12 protein-coding genes are annotated in these 16,823 nt (G+C 57.4%); 8 read left to right on the top strand and 4 right to left on the bottom strand.

The window, feature by feature from the left end; all coding sequences use genetic code 11:
- Positions 1 to 19 precede the first annotated feature (19 nt).
- Positions 20 to 337, bottom strand: a complete 318-nt coding sequence (metJ, locus tag FY206_RS23945; RefSeq protein ID WP_006179183.1) for a met regulon transcriptional regulator MetJ — start codon at positions 335 to 337, stop codon at positions 20 to 22.
- A gap of 276 nt (positions 338 to 613) precedes the next feature.
- Between metJ and metB the strand changes: the two genes are divergently transcribed.
- The 4 genes from metB (at position 614) to katG (ending at position 7,650) form a co-directional block, all read left to right on the top strand.
- Positions 614 to 1,774 carry a cystathionine gamma-synthase gene (gene metB / locus FY206_RS23935; protein ID WP_077064520.1) on the top strand — a complete coding sequence of 387 codons (1,161 nt, stop codon included), beginning with the start codon at positions 614 to 616 and terminating at the stop codon, positions 1,772 to 1,774.
- 2 nt (positions 1,775 to 1,776) lie between these two features.
- The gene (locus FY206_RS23930) at positions 1,777 to 4,209 is read left to right on the top strand and encodes a bifunctional aspartate kinase/homoserine dehydrogenase II (protein WP_077064521.1); all 2,433 of its coding nucleotides are present in this window, start codon (positions 1,777 to 1,779) and stop codon (positions 4,207 to 4,209) included.
- A 224-nt stretch (positions 4,210 to 4,433) separates the two neighbouring features.
- Positions 4,434 to 5,321, top strand: a complete 888-nt coding sequence (gene metF / locus FY206_RS23925) for a methylenetetrahydrofolate reductase (protein WP_032644199.1) — start codon at positions 4,434 to 4,436, stop codon at positions 5,319 to 5,321.
- Positions 5,322 to 5,469: 148 nt separating this feature from the next.
- On the top strand, positions 5,470 to 7,650 hold the full coding sequence (katG, locus tag FY206_RS23920) for a catalase/peroxidase HPI (RefSeq protein WP_032644198.1): 2,181 nt from the start codon (positions 5,470 to 5,472) through the stop codon (positions 7,648 to 7,650).
- An 83-nt stretch (positions 7,651 to 7,733) separates the two neighbouring features.
- On the opposite strand, the gene gldA is transcribed toward katG, so the two are convergent.
- From gldA to ptsP, 3 genes are read right to left on the bottom strand one after another with little or no spacing between them, the layout of a single operon-like run.
- On the bottom strand, positions 7,734 to 8,834 hold the full coding sequence (gldA, locus tag FY206_RS23915; RefSeq protein WP_032644197.1) for a bifunctional L-1,2-propanediol dehydrogenase/glycerol dehydrogenase: 1,101 nt from the start codon (positions 8,832 to 8,834) through the stop codon (positions 7,734 to 7,736).
- A 12-nt stretch (positions 8,835 to 8,846) separates the two neighbouring features.
- Positions 8,847 to 9,509, bottom strand: coding sequence for a fructose-6-phosphate aldolase (gene fsa / locus FY206_RS23910; protein ID WP_032644196.1), 663 nt, complete (start codon positions 9,507 to 9,509; stop codon positions 8,847 to 8,849).
- A gap of 14 nt (positions 9,510 to 9,523) precedes the next feature.
- Positions 9,524 to 12,025 (bottom strand): phosphoenolpyruvate--protein phosphotransferase, encoded by a 2,502-nt coding sequence (ptsP, locus tag FY206_RS23905; RefSeq protein ID WP_032644195.1) that lies wholly within the window; start codon positions 12,023 to 12,025, stop codon positions 9,524 to 9,526.
- 305 nt (positions 12,026 to 12,330) lie between these two features.
- Here ptsP and FY206_RS23900 point away from each other — a divergent pair, with 305 nt between their 5' ends.
- The 4 genes from FY206_RS23900 to FY206_RS23885 are packed head-to-tail and all read left to right on the top strand — an operon-like array spanning position 12,331 to position 16,821.
- Complete coding sequence (locus FY206_RS23900; RefSeq protein ID WP_032644194.1) at positions 12,331 to 13,296, top strand: PTS fructose transporter subunit EIIC; 966 nt, start codon at positions 12,331 to 12,333, stop codon at positions 13,294 to 13,296.
- A 14-nt stretch (positions 13,297 to 13,310) separates the two neighbouring features.
- On the top strand, positions 13,311 to 13,631 hold the full coding sequence (locus FY206_RS23895; protein WP_032644193.1) for a PTS fructose-like transporter subunit IIB: 321 nt from the start codon (positions 13,311 to 13,313) through the stop codon (positions 13,629 to 13,631).
- 51 nt (positions 13,632 to 13,682) lie between these two features.
- Positions 13,683 to 15,980 carry a formate C-acetyltransferase gene (locus tag FY206_RS23890; RefSeq protein WP_032644192.1) on the top strand — a complete coding sequence of 766 codons (2,298 nt, stop codon included), beginning with the start codon at positions 13,683 to 13,685 and terminating at the stop codon, positions 15,978 to 15,980.
- Positions 15,946 to 16,821 carry a [formate-C-acetyltransferase]-activating enzyme gene (locus tag FY206_RS23885; protein WP_032644191.1) on the top strand — a complete coding sequence of 292 codons (876 nt, stop codon included), beginning with the start codon at positions 15,946 to 15,948 and terminating at the stop codon, positions 16,819 to 16,821. Before FY206_RS23890 ends, FY206_RS23885 begins: the two co-directional genes overlap by 35 nt.
- Positions 16,822 to 16,823 lie beyond the last annotated feature (2 nt).

Below are 16,823 nucleotides of genomic sequence, written 5' to 3'. Positions count from 1 at the left end.
CAGCGGGATCGCACCGCAATCAGTATTCCCACGTGTCCGGGTCAATACCCAGCTCACGCATGATCACCTTCGCCTCTTCCGGGATTTCGTCACTACGCTCTTTGCGCAGATCGTCATCGTTTGGCAACGGTTGACCGGTAAACGCATGCAGAAACGCTTCGCACAGCAGTTCGCTGTTGGTTGCGTGGCGCAGGTTGTTCACCTGACGACGCGTACGTTCATCGGTGAGGATCTTCAACACCTTCAGAGGAATGGAAACCGTAATTTTCTTTACTTGCTCACTCTTCTTACCGTGCTCAGCGTATGGGCTGATATATTCGCCGCTCCATTCAGCCATGAGATACCTTTAATCCTCTCAGTCATTTATCTAAAGGTGCAAAACCTGTAACCACCCGTTTTGAACCGTAATCTTGTCTAGTTTACCGTAGAGACGATACCGTGGCACGGATATTGCCGCTGCAGCGTGCACTAAAGCATATAATTTTAACGGCTATTTGCGCATTGCTCAATCTATACGCAAAGAAGTTTAGATGTCCAGATGTATTGACGTCCATAATTTCAATGTTTACTCTGGTGCCTGACTTTTCACCTCATTCGCCAGGAAGCCCTCACCATGACGCGTAAACAGGCCACTATTGCAGTGCGTAGCGGATTAAATGATGACGAGCAGTACGGCTGCGTTGTCCCGCCGATTCATCTTTCCAGTACCTACAATTTCACCGGATTTAATGAACCCCGCGCGCACGACTACTCGCGTCGTGGCAACCCTACGCGTGATGTGACCCAGCGTGCGCTGGCCGAGCTGGAAGGGGGTGCAGGCGCCGTATTAACCAACACGGGCATGTCCGCCATTCACCTGGTGACCACCGTGTTCCTGAAGCCAGGCGATCTGCTGGTCGCGCCGCACGACTGCTACGGCGGCAGCTATCGTCTGTTTGATAGCCTGGCGAAACGCGGCTGCTATCGCGTGCTGTTTGTCGATCAAAACGACGAAGAGGCGCTGAAGCAGGCGCTCGCAGAGAAGCCGAAGCTGGTTCTGGTGGAAAGTCCAAGCAATCCATTGTTGCGCGTTGTCGATATTGCGAAAATTTGTCAGCTCGCAAGGGATGCGGGAGCGATAAGTGTAGTGGATAATACGTTCCTCAGTCCGGCCCTTCAGAACCCACTCGCACTGGGAGCCGATCTGGTATTGCATTCATGCACTAAATACCTGAACGGCCATTCTGACGTGGTGGCGGGCGTGGTGATTGCCAAAGATCCTGAGGTTGTCACGGAATTGGCATGGTGGGCCAATAACATTGGCGTCACCGCCGGAGCCTTCGACAGCTACCTGCTGTTGCGCGGCATCCGCACGCTGTCGCCGCGCATGGACGTGGCGCAGCGTAATGCCCAGGCGATTGTCGACTTCCTGCAAACCCAGCCGCTGGTGAAAAAGCTGTATCACCCGTCGCTGCCGGAAAACCAGGGGCACGAGATCGCCGCGCGCCAGCAGAAAGGGTTTGGCGCGATGTTAAGTTTTGAACTGGACGGTGACGAGCAAACGCTGCGTCGCTTCCTGAGCGGGCTGTCATTGTTTACGCTGGCGGAATCCTTAGGTGGGGTTGAAAGCTTGATCTCCCACGCCGCGACCATGACGCACGCAGGAATGGCACCCGAAGCACGTGCCGCCGCCGGGATTTCTGAGACGCTGCTGCGGATCTCAACCGGTATTGAAGATTCTGAAGATTTAATTGCCGATCTGGAAAATGGCTTCCGGGTCGCAGCCAAGGGGTAATCATGAGTGTGATAGCGCAGGCAGGGGCGAAGGGTCGTCAGCTGCACAAGTTTGGTGGTAGTAGTCTTGCTGATGTGAAATGTTACCTGCGTGTCGCAGGGATCATGACGGAGTATTCACAGCCGGGTGACATGATGGTTGTCTCCGCGGCGGGCAGCACCACCAACCAGTTGATTAGCTGGCTGAAGCTGAGCCAGACCGATCGCCTCTCTGCGCATCAGGTGCAACAGTCCTTACGTCGTTACCAGAGCGAACTGATTGCCGGCCTGCTGCCTACCGACGTGGCGGACGGGCTGATCGGCGCCTTCACGCACGATCTTGAACGTCTGGCGGCCCTGCTGGACAGCGGCATTACCGACGCGGTGTATGCCGAAGTGGTAGGTCACGGTGAAGTGTGGTCCGCACGCCTGATGGCTGCCGTGCTGCAACACCTGGGCGTGGACGCCGCCTGGCTCGACGCCCGTGATTTCCTGCGCGCCGAACGCGCCGCGCAGCCGCAGGTGGATGAAGGCTTGTCCTATCCGCTGCTGCAACAGCTGCTGGTGCAGCATCCGGGTAAACGTATTGTCGTCACCGGCTTTATCAGCCGCAGCAACGCGGGCGAAACCGTGCTGCTGGGCCGAAACGGCTCGGACTACTCGGCAACGCAAATCGGTGCGCTGGCGGGCGTGTCCCGTGTCACCATCTGGAGCGACGTGGCCGGCGTGTACAGCGCGGACCCGCGTAAGGTGAAAGATGCCTGCCTGCTGCCGCTGCTGCGTCTCGACGAAGCCAGCGAGCTGGCGCGTCTGGCCGCACCGGTACTGCACGCGCGTACCCTGCAGCCGGTGTCCGGCAGCGATATCGACCTGCAGCTGCGCTGCAGCTACACCCCGGATCAGGGCTCCACGCGCATTGAGCGCGTGCTGGCGTCCGGTACCGGGGCGCGTATCGTCACCAGCCACGACGACATCTGCCTGATTGAGTTCCAGGTGCCCGCGGGCCAGGACTTCAAGCTGGCGCATAAAGAGATTGACCTGGTGTTAAAGCGTGCGCAGGTGCGTCCGCTGGCCGTTGGCGTTCACAACGATCGCCAGCTGCTGCAGTTCTGCTATACCGCGGAAGTGGCGGACAGCGCCCTTAAGATTCTGGATGAAGCAGGCCTGCCGGGCGAGCTTCGCCTGCGTCAGGGGCTGGCGCTGGTGGCGATGGTGGGCGCGGGCGTCACCCGTAACCCGCTGCACTGCCACCGCTTCTGGCAGCAGCTGAAAGGCCAGCCGGTGGAGTTCACCTGGCAGTCGGAAGAGGGCATCAGCCTGGTCGCCGTGCTGCGTAAAGGGCCGACCGAAAGCCTGATTCAGGGTCTGCACACCTCCCTGTTCCGCGCGGAAAAACGCATCGGCCTGGTGCTGTTTGGTAAAGGCAACATTGGTTCCCGCTGGCTGGAGCTGTTTGCCCGCGAACAGGTCACGCTTTCGGCGCGTACCGGGTTTGAATTCATTCTCGCAGGCGTGGTGGACAGCCGCCGCAGCCTGCTGAATTACGAAGGGCTGGACGCCAGCCGGGCGCTGGCCTTCTTTAACGATGAGGCCGTCGAGCAGGATGAAGAGTCGCTGTTCCTGTGGATGCGCGCGCACCCTTATGACGATCTGGTGGTGCTGGACGTCACCGCCAGCGACCAGCTTGCCGATCAGTATCTGGATTTCGCCAGCCACGGTTTCCACGTCATCAGCGCCAACAAGCTGGCGGGGGCAAGCAGCACCGATAAATACCGCCAGATCCACGACGCGTTCGAAAAAACCGGTCGTCACTGGCTCTATAACGCGACCGTTGGCGCGGGCCTGCCGGTCAACCACACCGTGCGCGATCTCATTGAAAGCGGCGACAGCATTCTGGCGCTGAGCGGTATCTTCTCCGGCACGCTCTCCTGGCTGTTCCTGCAGTTTGACGGCACCGTACCGTTTACCGACCTGGTGGATCAGGCGTGGCAGCAGGGCTTAACCGAGCCTGACCCGCGCGTTGACCTCTCCGGTAAAGACGTGATGCGTAAGCTGGTGATCCTGGCGCGTGAAGCCGGTTATGACATCGAACCGGATTCCGTCCGCGTCGAATCGCTGGTGCCTGCCGGTTGCGAAGAAGGTTCTGTGGACCATTTCTTTGAGAATGGTGACGAGCTTAACGAGCAGATGGTGCAGCGTCTGGAAGCGGCGAACGAGATGGGGCTGGTGCTGCGCTACGTGGCGCGCTTCGAGGCCAACGGAAAAGCGCGCGTCGGCGTCGAGGCGGTGCGCCCTGAACATCCGCTGGCGGCGCTGCTGCCGTGTGATAACGTTTTCGCCATCGAAAGCCGCTGGTATCGCGATAATCCGCTGGTGATCCGCGGTCCTGGCGCGGGGCGCGACGTCACCGCCGGAGCAATCCAGTCCGACATCAACCGCCTGGCCAAGCTGCTGTAATTCCGCTAGTTCCCTCTCCCCGTGGGAGAGGGTTAGGGTGAGGGCATCACACCGCACTCACCCCATCATGAATTTCCCTCATCTTTCCTGAGCAAACCTCACCGTTATTGTTGATTATTTATGTTGACGTCCCTCCGCTTTTCCGTCATTTTTACATCTGGACGTCTAAACGTATAGAAGTTCACAACACAACAGACAACGACAGCGATTGATAGAGGTAAGGTATGAGCTTTTTTCACGCCAACCAGCGGGAAGCACTGAATCAGAGCCTGGCCGAAGTAAACGGCCAGATTAACGTCTCTTTTGAATTTTTTCCGCCGCGCACCAGTGAAATGGAGCAAACCCTGTGGAGCTCTATCGATCGTCTCAGCAGCCTGAAGCCGAAGTTTGTCTCCGTGACCTACGGTGCGAACTCCGGCGAGCGCGACCGTACGCACAGCATCATTAAGGGCATTAAAGACCGTACCGGTCTGGAAGCCGCGCCGCACCTAACCTGTATCGACGCCACCCGCGACGAGCTGCGTGCCATCGCTCAGGATTACTGGAATAACGGTATCCGTCATATTGTTGCACTGCGCGGCGACCTGCCGCCGGGGAGCGGTAAGCCGGACATGTATGCCGCCGATCTGGTTGGTCTGCTGAAAGACGTGGCGGACTTTGATATCTCCGTTGCCGCCTATCCTGAAGTGCATCCGGAAGCGAAAAGCGCCCAGGCCGATCTGCTTAACCTCAAGCGCAAAGTGGACGCGGGCGCAAACCGCGCCATCACCCAGTTTTTCTTCGATGTAGAAAGCTACCTGCGCTTCCGCGACCGCTGCGTCTCCGCGGGCATTGACGTTGAAATTATCCCGGGGATTCTGCCGGTTTCTAACTTCAAACAGGCGAAGAAATTCGCTGATATGACCAATGTCCGCATTCCGCTGTGGATGTCTAAAATGTACGAAGGGCTGGACGATGACCCGGAAACGCGCAAGCTGGTGGGCGCCAATATCGCGATGGACATGGTGAAGATCTTAAGCCGTGAAGGGGTGAAGGATTTCCACTTCTACACGCTGAACCGCGCGGAAATGAGCTATGCCATTTGTCATACCCTGGGCGTTCGTCCGGCGTAAAAAACATAAAGCCCTTGTAAATTAGAGGGCTTTTTAATCAAACAGATAGTTAAAAGGTATTAACTATCGAATCTGTGGATTATTTCAACTATATCTTATTGCTAGTGGTGTATATCGTAACGGTAACACTGTAAAAGGGAGCATAGCGATGAGCACGTCAGACGAGACCAATAAAGCGGCATCAGTCGGCAAATGCCCGTTCCATCAGGGCGGCGTCGATCACAGCGCGGGCGCAGGTACAGGCAGCCGCGACTGGTGGCCAAAACAACTCCGCATCGATCTTCTTAACCAACATTCCAATCGTTCGAACCCGCTGGGTGAAGACTTCGACTACCGCAAAGAATTCAGCAAGCTTGATTACTCCGCCCTTAAAGGCGATCTCAAAGCACTTTTAACCGACTCCCAACCGTGGTGGCCTGCCGACTGGGGCAGCTATGCGGGCCTGTTTATCCGCATGGCGTGGCACGGCGCGGGCACCTATCGCTCCGTTGACGGACGCGGCGGGGCAGGACGCGGTCAACAGCGCTTTGCGCCGCTGAACTCCTGGCCGGATAACGTGAGCCTGGACAAGGCGCGCCGCCTGCTGTGGCCCATCAAGAAAAAATACGGACAAAAAATTTCCTGGGCTGACCTGTTTATCCTCGCGGGTAACGTCGCCCTGGAGAACTCCGGCTTCCGCACCTTTGGTTTTGGCGCCGGGCGCGAAGACGTCTGGGAACCGGATCTGGACGTGAACTGGGGTGATGAAAAAGCCTGGCTGACCCACCGTGACCCGGAAGCGCTGGCGAAGCGCCCTCTGGCGGCCACCGAAATGGGCCTGATTTACGTGAACCCGGAAGGGCCAAACGCCAGCGGTGAACCCCTGTCCGCGGCGGCAGCCATCCGCGCGACCTTTGGCAACATGGGCATGAACGACGAAGAGACCGTGGCGCTGATCGCGGGCGGCCACACCCTCGGTAAAACCCACGGCGCGGGTGAAGCCACGCACGTCGGCACCGACCCGGAAGCTTCGCCGATTGAAGCGCAGGGCCTGGGCTGGGCGAGCACGCACGGCACGGGCGTTGGCGCAGATGCCATTACCTCCGGTCTGGAAGTCATCTGGTCACAAACCCCAACCCAGTGGAGCAACTACTTCTTCGAGAACCTGTTTAAATACGAATGGGTGCAGACCCGCAGCCCGGCGGGTGCGATTCAGTTCGAAGCCGTGGATGCGCCGGAAATCATGCCCGATCCGTTCGACCCGTCGAAAAAGCGCAAGCCAACGATGCTGGTCACCGACCTGACGCTGCGTTTTGACCCGGAATTCGAGAAAATTTCCCGCCGCTTCCTGAACGATCCGCAGGCCTTCAACGAAGCCTTCGCGCGCGCGTGGTTCAAGCTGACCCACCGCGATATGGGGCCAAAAGCGCGGTACATTGGTCCGGAAGTGCCGAAAGAAGATCTGATCTGGCAGGATCCGCTGCCGCAGGCGGTGTTTAATCCGTCGAAAGAAGACATTGAAAGCCTGAAGGCGGAAATTGTGGCCTCTGGTCTCTCCGTGAGCGAACTGGTTTCCGTTGCCTGGGCGTCTGCGTCGACCTTCCGCGGTGGCGACAAGCGTGGCGGTGCCAACGGCGCGCGTCTGGCGCTGGCGCCTCAGCGCGACTGGGACGTGAACGCCGCAGCCGTACGTGCATTACCGGCTCTGGAAGCCATCCAGCGCACCACCAACAAAGCCTCTCTGGCCGATATCATCGTGCTGGCGGGCGTGGTTGGCGTTGAGCAGGCGGCGAAAGCGGCAGGCGTTTACGTTACCGTACCGTTCACGCCGGGCCGCGTGGATGCGCGTCAGGACCAGACGGATATCGAGATGTTTAACCTGCTCGAACCGATTGCCGATGGCTTCCGTAACTACCGTGCGCAGGTGGATGCGTCTACCACCGAATCACTGCTCATCGACAAGGCGCAGCAGCTGACGCTGACCGCACCGGAACTCACGGTGCTGATCGGTGGTCTGCGCGTTCTGGGTGCCAACTTTGATGGCAGCAAGAATGGCGTGTTCACCGATCGCGAGGGCGTGCTGAGCAATGATTTCTTCGTGAACCTGCTGGAGATGAATACCCAGTGGAAGGCGACCGATGAATCCAACGAGCTGTTTACCGGAAGCGATCGCGCCAGCGGTGAAGTGAAATATACCGCTACCCGCGCCGATCTGGTCTTCGGTTCTAACGCCGTCCTGCGTGCGCTGGCAGAGGTTTACGCCAGCGATGATGCGCATGAGAAGTTCGTCCGTGACTTTGTTGCCGCATGGGCGAAGGTGATGGATCTGGACCGGTTTGACCTGCAGTAACCCTTTTGCCGGGTGGCGCTAACGCTTACCCGGCCTACGGGCAAAAAAATCCCCGCTGATGCGGGGATTTTCATTCACGCTATTTACTCCCACTCCTGCAAAAACCGCTGTCCGTACTGGTCGGCCACCAGCAGCGCCGCATACACCTGATCCGGCGTGACGCCGCCCGGCATGTTGTGGATGGTTTCTCCTTCCGCGCAGGACGCTTCGGCGATCAAACGCATTTTGGCCGGGATATCGTCTTTGATGTTCAGCTGTGCCAGCGTAATAGGCAGCCCGACGCTGTGGCAAAGCGCCGCGACGGTCTCTATTTCTTCTACCGGCGCGTTTTCCAGCACCAGCTGCGTCAGCGTACCAAACGCCACTTTCTCGCCATGATAGAAGTGATGCGCATCCGGCACCGCCGTCATGCCGTTATGAATAGCGTGTGCCGCGGCCAGACCACCGCTTTCAAAACCGACGCCGCTGAGATAGGTGTTGGCTTCGATGATGCGTTCCAGCGCAGGCGTTACCACATGCTGTTCCGCCGCCAGCATCGCTTTTTCACCCTCTTCAACCAGCGTGTTGTAGCACAGCTCGGCCAGGGCTAACGCCTGGGTGCATTTACCTCCGGCCATGGTGGTCGCGCCGCTGCGCGAGCAGGCGCGCGCTTCAAACCACGTCGCCAGCGCATCGCCAATCCCGGCGGCAAGCAGGCGTGCAGGCGCGCCCGCAACCACTTTCGTATCCACAATGACCATGTTCGGGTTGTGCGGCAGCATCAGGTAGCGATCGAACTCACCGCTGTCGGTGTAAATAACGGATAGGGCGCTGCACGGCGCATCGGTGGAAGCGATAGTCGGCGCAATGGCGACAGGTACGTCCATAAAGTGGGCCAGCGCTTTGGCGGTGTCCAGCGTTTTACCGCCGCCAATGCCCAGCACCGCCAGGCAGTCGGCGCTGTCGGCCAGTTTTTTCAGTCGATCGATTTCATTTTGTGAACATTCGCCACCAAACGGCGCGATTTCGGCATGCAGTTCGGCATCGTTAAAACTCTGACGCAGGGTCTCTTCGGCAAAGCCCAGCACAAATTTATCGCCGACAACCAGCCAGCGAGTGGCCAGGGGTTTCAGATAGTCGCCGAGACGGGTAAGTACATCAGCGCCCTGGATGTATTTTCCCGGCGATTGAATGATACGGTCCATAACAGTTCTCCCTTAGAGGTTGAGGTTACCAAACGCGTTTTTCCAGTCCTGCTCGAACTTCTCTATGGCTGACTCTACCGCTGGCGTGCCGAGCATTTGTTGCGCTACGTCTAAAGGAAGCGTGATTGCCTCGCATCCCGCCAGCAGGCAGTCCAGCGCCTGACGCGGCGTTTTGAAGCTGGCGGCCAGTACCTTGCTTTCCGGCGCGTGCAGTTCCAGCAGGGATTGCAGCTCCTGGACCATGCGAATGCCGTCGCCGCCCTGAGCGTCAACGCGGTTGACATACGGCGCGACATATTTCGCCCCGGCGAGTGCGGCAAGTAAGCCCTGTGCCGCGCTGTAAACGGCGGTTCCCAGCGTGGTTATCCCCTCTTTTTTTAATGCCTTAATCGCGATAAGCCCCTGAGCGGTAACCGGGATTTTTACCACGATGCCCGGGATGGCGTTACTCAGACGTTTAGCCTCTGCCACCATGCCTTCGGCATCGCGGCTCATGGTTTGAGCAAACAGCGTGCCGTCCGGTCCAATGGCTTTTTGCAGACGCGGCAGCACGTCCCAGATGGATTCACGGCTGGCGGCAATGATGCTCGGGTTGGTGGTGACGCCCGCAATGGGAAAAATGTGCGCCAGACGTTCTACTTCCGCTACGTTGGCGGTATCCAGGTACAGTTCCATTACTCTTCCTCGTTTTACAGTTCTAATTCGTGTTGTAGCAGGGAAGCTATCGCCTCCCCGGAACTGGCGTTAACCAGCGCGTTGCGAAAATCTTCATGCATGATGCGGCGGGCAAGGCGGGAGAAAATACGCATATGCTGATCGCCCGCAGCGTGTTTGTTCAGCGTCAGCATAATGATGAATTGTGCTTCTTCCTCTCCCCACATGACGGGGGCTTTCAGGCGCGCCACGCTAATGGTGGATTGCTCAATGTGTTCCGATTTGCTGTGCGGGATGGCAAAGCTAAAGCCAAGCCCGGTGGAGAACACGGCTTCGCGCGCCCACAGATCGGCCTCCAGCTTGCGGGGGTAGCGGCAACGTCCTGCAAGCAGCAGGTTATCGGTCATCCCCTTCATGACCTCTTCTTTGCTGTTCCAGTCGTTGTCCAGTGAAATGCAGCGAGGTGTGACCAGCGGCGTGTCCTGCTGGTTCATGCGGAACTGCGCCAGCAGGTGTTCCACTTCAAGCGAAGTGCGACACGCCATGGCCTGGTTCAGCAGCTGGCGGCAGGCGCGGCTATCAAGCTGTGCCAGCCGCGCTTTGGTTGCCGGAATGGCAGGCGACCCCATGCTCAGTTCGTCCAGGCCCAGACCCACCAGCAATGGCAGCACCGAACCTTTTGCACCCAGCTCGCCGCACAGGCCAATCCATTTCCCCTGGCGATGGACGGCCTGTACCGCGTAGTCCAGCGCCCGCAGGAAGGCCGGGTTCAGGCTGTTGTAGTGGCGTGTGACCTTGGCGTTGTCGCGATCGACGGCCAGCAGATACTGCGTCAGGTCATTGCTGCCGATGCTAAAGAAATCAATCTCTTCACAGCACTGATCGATGATAAACATCACCGAAGGCACCTCCAGCATGATGCCGAGCGGAATTTTTTCATCAAACGGGATATGTTCAGCCCGGAGCTGCTGCTTCGCTTCGGCGAGCTTCTCTTTGACCCACAGGATCTCTTCCATGGAGGAGATCATCGGGATCATGATCTTCAGTTTGCCGTGAGCAGAGGCGCGCAGGATCGCCCGAAGCTGGGTGGTGAAAAGCGCCGCATATTCTTCATAAATACGCACCGCGCGGTAGCCGAGGAACGGGTTATTTTCGGCCGGGATATTCAGGTACTCCACCGGTTTATCGCCACCGATATCCATGGTGCGCACGATAATGCTGCGCCCGTTTGCACTTTCCAGCGCCTGACAGAAAATGTTGTACAGCTCGTTTTCACCGGGCGCGCTGGTGCGGTCCATATACAGCATTTCAGTGCGAAACAGGCCAACACCCTCGGCGCCGTTTCCAAACGCTGCCTGCGCTTCAACCGCGTGGGCGATGTTTGCGGCAACCTCAACGCGCAGGCCATCGGCGGTTCTGGCTTCCCGGTCAAGCCAGATGCGCTGCTGCTCGCGTAGTGCCTGTTGTACCCGTGCTTCCTGTCGGTAGTAGCGCGCCACCGCATCGCTGGCATTGACCACCACCGCACCGGCATTGCCGTCGATAAATACGGGCCTGTTGCGCCACTGCAGCAGGCGTTCACTGTCGACACCCACCAGGGTCGGAATATTAAAGGAACGTGCAAGAATAACGGTGTGCGAGGTTGTTCCGCCGCTTTTTAACAGCAGCCCCTTAAGCAAGGTTTTATCGAGTTCCAGAAACTGGCCGGGCGTAAGATCGTCAGCCAGACAGACGCTCTGCTGGGTGAGCTGTCCCGGAGCCGGGAAACGGTGTTCGCCATAAATCTGTTGTAAAAGTTGATAGCAGACATCGCGCACATCCAGCACGCGTTCCTGCAAGTAGCTGCTGCTGGAACGCGAGAACACGTCGCAGAAATGGTTGGCTGTAGCGACTGTCGCCTGCGCGCAGCTTAGCCCCTGGCTCACGCCCGCAAGCAGATGCTGGCGCAGTGAGGTATCCGTCGCCAGCGATCGGTGTGCGTCGAGTATGGCGCCGGCGGTGCTGTCGCTGTCCAGCGCACGCAGCTCAATATTTTTTACCAGCAGGGTGAGGCCGTTATCCAGCGCTAGCTGCTCTTCTTCAACGTTTTTCGCGTCGGGTAAATCCGTCAGTGCATTGAGATCCAGCGAGGTCAGCACGGTCAACACACCCTGGGCACTCCCGCTGCAAACGGACAGGGCACGAAAAAGCGTTGGATTAAGGCGCGCGAGAGATTCTGGCAGCGGATCGCGCTCAATATTGATGGCTTCTTCGAGCGGCGCATCACAGTGTGGAAACACTTCCCGGAGCCATTGTTCCAGCTGTTGATGGGCGCTTTGCTCATCTTCACCGTGGATCACCAGACGGCAGGCGTCGCCTGCCAGCGTGTCGGTGCCAATAAGTGACAGTGCGCTCTTGGCGTTCCCTTTGCGATCGGTGCGCAGATTATGCCACTCGATGTGCGAGATAAACGTGTTGCACAGCGTCTCCACGTGACTCGCCGGACGCGCGTGAACACCGTTGGGCAATTCACAGGTAAATTCCACTACCAGAGCCATACACACTCCTGAAACCAGTCATCATTCATTGGGGAACAGCATACGAGCGTGTTGATGACGCGCGCCACGTGACAAATCTGCCAAAAGCTGGACAAATGTAATATCACGTCAAAAGTGAGATTTGCCTCACAGGTTGTGGCGGTTTGACTTATACGTATCCTATGCTCGAAATGTCGAGGCGGATCGCATTTTTATTTCCATATTACAAAAATCCAGTAAATGGCCTTTTTGTCTCCTGTCCGCCGTCTTCCTGATTGCCTATTGTTTGCCACAACATCTTTATGGTTTTAGGCCAGGAGCGACATATGAAAGAGTTGGTGCATATTCTCAAGAACACGCGGCAGCATCTGATGACCGGGGTGTCGCATATGATCCCGTTCGTGGTGGCGGGCGGTATTTTGCTGGCGGTTTCGGTCATGCTGTACGGCAAGGGTGCGGTACCGGATGCAGCAACCGATCCCAACCTCAAAAAACTATTCGATATCGGTGTAGCGGGATTAACGCTGATGGTGCCTTTCCTCGCCGCCTATATTGGCTATTCCATTGCAGAGCGTGCCGCACTTGCTCCCTGCGCTATTGCCGCGTGGGTCGGCAACAGCTTCGGGGCGGGGTTCTTCGGCGCCATTATTGCCGGGATCCTCGGTGGGATTGTGGTCTGGTATCTGAAAAAACTGCCGGTCCCGAAAGTGCTGCGCTCCGTCATGCCTATCTTCATCATCCCTATCATCGGCACCTTTATTACCGCAGGCATCATGATGTGGGGGCTGGGTGAACCTGTTGGCGCGCTGACAACCGGCTTAACCCAGTGGCTGCAAGGGATGCAGCAGGGCAGCATTGTCGTGCTGGCCATTATCATGGGGTTGATGCTGGCCTTCGACATGGGCGGCCCGATTAACAAAGTCGCCTATGCCTTCATGCTGATCTGCGTTGCTCAGGGCGTCTACACCGTGGTGGCGATTGCGGCAGTCGGCATCTGCGTGCCACCGCTGGGATTGGGCCTGGCGACGCTGATTAACCGCAAGAATTTTACCGGTGAAGAGCGTGAAGCGGGCAAGGCTGCATTAGTGATGGGCGCGCAATGCTATGCCGGATGGGGCGGTCTCATCGTTCTGCCTGTGGTGGAAGGCAAACTGGGCTACATCGCGGCGGTCGCGGTAGGGGCTGTGGTGACTGCCATTAGCGTCAACGTGCTGAAGAGTATTGCCCGGAAGAGTGCAAAACAGGTCGAGGAAAAAGAAGACGACCTGGATCTGGATTTCGAAATTAACTGAGTGAGGAAGCGAACATGGCCCGAATTATCGCAGTAACTGCATGCCCGTCAGGCGTTGCCCATACCTACATGGCAGCCGAAGCGCTGGAAAGCGCTGCTAAAGCCAAAGGCTGGGAAGTGAAGGTTGAAACTCAGGGATCAATTGGTCTGGAGAACGAGCTGAACGCTGAGGATATCGCCGCAGCGGATGTGGTGATCCTGACCAAAGATATTGGCATTAAGTGTGAAGAACGTTTTGCCGGGAAAACCATCGTGCGCGTCAACATCAGCGACGCGGTAAAACGCGCCGACGCCATCATGAACAAAATTGAAGCCCACCTGGCGCAAACCGCCTGACGCTCTCCCGCCCTTCGGGGCGGGCTCGTTTTCCGTTACAGGAGTTCCCTCATGACGAATCGTACCCAGCGTTTGAAAGACGCACTTTTTACCAGTCCGCGTGAAATCTCGCTTGAGCGAGCGTTGCTCTATACCGCCAGCCATCAGCAGACGGAAGGTGAGCCGGTTATCCTCAGGCGTGCAAAAGCCACGGCGTACATTCTTGACCATGTGAACATCGCGATTCGTGATGAGGAACTGATTGCCGGAAACCGGACCGTTAAGCCGCGTGCGGGCATTATGTCTCCTGAGATGGATCCGTACTGGCTGCTTAAGGAGCTGGACCAGTTTTCTACACGTCCCCAGGACCGCTTCGAAATCACCGAAGAGGATAAGCAGATCTACCGTGACGTGCTCTATCCCTACTGGGAAAAGCGGTCGATGAAGGATTTCATCAACAGCCAGATGACGGATGAGGTAAAAGCCGCTGTAGGAACGCAAATTTTCAGCATCAACCAGACGGACAAAGGGCAGGGGCACATCATTATTGATTACCCGCGCCTGCTCAATAACGGCCTAAGTGCGCTGGTGGAGGAAATGCGTGAACGCTGCGCCCGCGATGCGCATAACACGTTCTATGCCTCCGCGCTGATTCTGCTTGAAGCGTCCCAGCGTCATATTCTGCGCTACGCCGCGCTGGCTGAAACGCTTGCCACCGTCTGCGATGAGGCTTCACGACGTGAAGAATTACGGAAGATTGCCGAAATCTCGCGCCATAACGCGCAGCATAAGCCACAGACGTTCTGGCAGGCGTGCCAGCTGTTCTGGTATATGAACGTCATTTTGCAATACGAATCTAACGCCAGCTCGCTCTCCATTGGCCGCTTCGACCAGTACATGCTGCCCTTTTATCAGGCTTCGCTATCACAGGGCGAAGAGCCCGCCTTCCTGAAAGAGATTCTGGAATCGCTGTGGGTGAAGTGCAACGACGTGGTGCTTTTACGCTCAACCAGCAGCGCCCGCTATTTTGCCGGGTTCCCGACCGGATATACCGCGCTGTTGGGTGGCCTGACGGAGAACGGGCGTAGCGCGGTGAATGTGCTTTCCTTCTTGTGTCTGGATGCCTACCAAAGCGTTCAGCTTCCTCAACCGAACCTCGGCGTGCGGGTTAACGAGCTTATCGACCGGCCTTTCCTGTTTAAAACGGCGGAGACGATCCGCCTGGGCACCGGCATCCCGCAGATCTTTAACGATGAAGTGGTGGTGCCTGCCTTCCTCAATCGGGGGGTGTCGCTGGAAGATGCACGCGACTACGCGGTGGTTGGCTGTGTAGAACTGTCGATTCCGGGTAAAACCTACGGTCTGCACGATATCGCGATGTTTAACCTGCTGAAGGTGATGGAAATCGCGATGCAGGAGAACGAAGGCAACGCGGCGCTGACTTATGAAGGCTTGCTTGAGCATATTCGCGTCAAAATTAATCACTACATTGCGCTGATGGTCGAGGGGAGCAATATCTGCGATATCGGCCATCGCGACTGGGCACCGGTGCCGTTGCTCTCTTCTTTTATCAGCGATTGTCTTGATGCGGGAAAAGACATCACCGAGGGTGGCGCGCGCTATAACTTTTCTGGCGTGCAGGGGATCGGGATAGCGAACTTGAGCGACTCGCTGCATGCCCTGAAAGGGCTGGTTTTTGAACAGCAGCGCTTAAGTTTTGATGAGTTGCTAGCCGTGTTAAACGCTAACTTTGCCACGCCTGAGGGCAAGAAAATCCGCGCCCGGTTGATCAATCGCTTCGAAAAATACGGCAATGATATTGATGATGTCGACAACATCAGCGCTGAACTGCTGCGCCACTACTGCAAAGAGGTTGAAAAATACCGGAACCCGCGGGGTGGGCAGTTCACGCCGGGTTCTTACACCGTATCGGCACATGTGCCGCTGGGGGCCGTAGTGGGAGCAACGCCCGATGGCCGCTTTGCCGGCGAACAGCTGGCCGACGGTGGGCTCTCGCCGATGCTTGGGCAAGATATGCAGGGCCCAACGGCGGTACTGAAATCGGTAAGTAAGCTGGATAACTACCTGTTATCTAACGGTACGCTGCTAAACGTTAAGTTCACCCCCGCAACGCTGGAAGGCGATGCCGGGCTGCAAAAGCTGGCGGATTTCCTGCGCGCTTTCACCCAGCTGAAATTGCAGCACATCCAGTTCAACGTGGTGAACGCGGAAACACTGCGTGAAGCGCAACAGCGTCCGCAGGATTTTGCCGGTCTGGTGGTGCGCGTTGCCGGATACAGCGCCTTCTTTGTTGAGTTATCGAAGGAGATCCAGGATGACATTATCCGCCGTACAGCGCATCAGCTGTGACGAGGTTGAAACACGCGCCGAGGTGGCGCGTATTTTCAATATCCAGCGCTACTCGTTGAATGACGGGCGCGGCATCCGTACGGTGGTTTTTTTTAAAGGCTGCCCTCACCGCTGCCCGTGGTGTGCTAATCCGGAGTCGATCTCACCGAAAATCGAGACGGTGCGAAGAGAGAGTCAATGTCTTCACTGCGCCCCCTGTCTGCGGGACGCCGATGAATGCCCGTCAGGCGCCTTCAGGCATATCGGAAGGGATGTGACCCTTGATGAGCTGGAAAACGAGGTGATAAAAGACGATGTCTTCTTTCGCTCGTCGGGAGGCGGGGTGACGCTTTCGGGTGGGGAAGTGTTAATGCAGGCGCCTTTCGCGACACGGTTTCTAGAGAGGCTGCGTCGTTTCGGGGTGCATACGGCCATCGAAACGGCAGGCGATGCGCCTTTGTCCCGGCTAATGCCGATGGCCCGCCAGTGTGATGAAGTGCTGTTTGATTTGAAAATCATGGATGCGGAGCAGGCCCTGGCAATGGTGGGAATGAATCTTCCGAGAGTGCTGGATAATTTCCGCCAGCTGGTGGCTGATGGGATAAACGTCATTCCTCGCGTCCCGCTGATTCCAGGCTATACGCTCAACGAAACGAACATGGCGCGCGTGCTGGCTTTCCTGCTACCTTCAGGAATACGGCAGCTGCATTTATTGCCCTTCCACCAGTATGGGGAGCCAAAATACCGTCTGCTGGGACAAGAGTGGGGAATGCGGCAAACGGTCCCTCCGACGGAAGAAGAGGTGTCAGCGATGCGGCAACTGGCAGAGCGCGAAGGTTTCAAGGTTACCCTGGGAGGCTGAAC

It is taken from the genome of Enterobacter chengduensis (genome assembly GCF_001984825.2).
Lineage (GTDB): Bacteria > Pseudomonadota > Gammaproteobacteria > Enterobacterales > Enterobacteriaceae > Enterobacter > Enterobacter chengduensis.
This window is presented reverse-complemented; position numbering and strand designations above follow the sequence as displayed.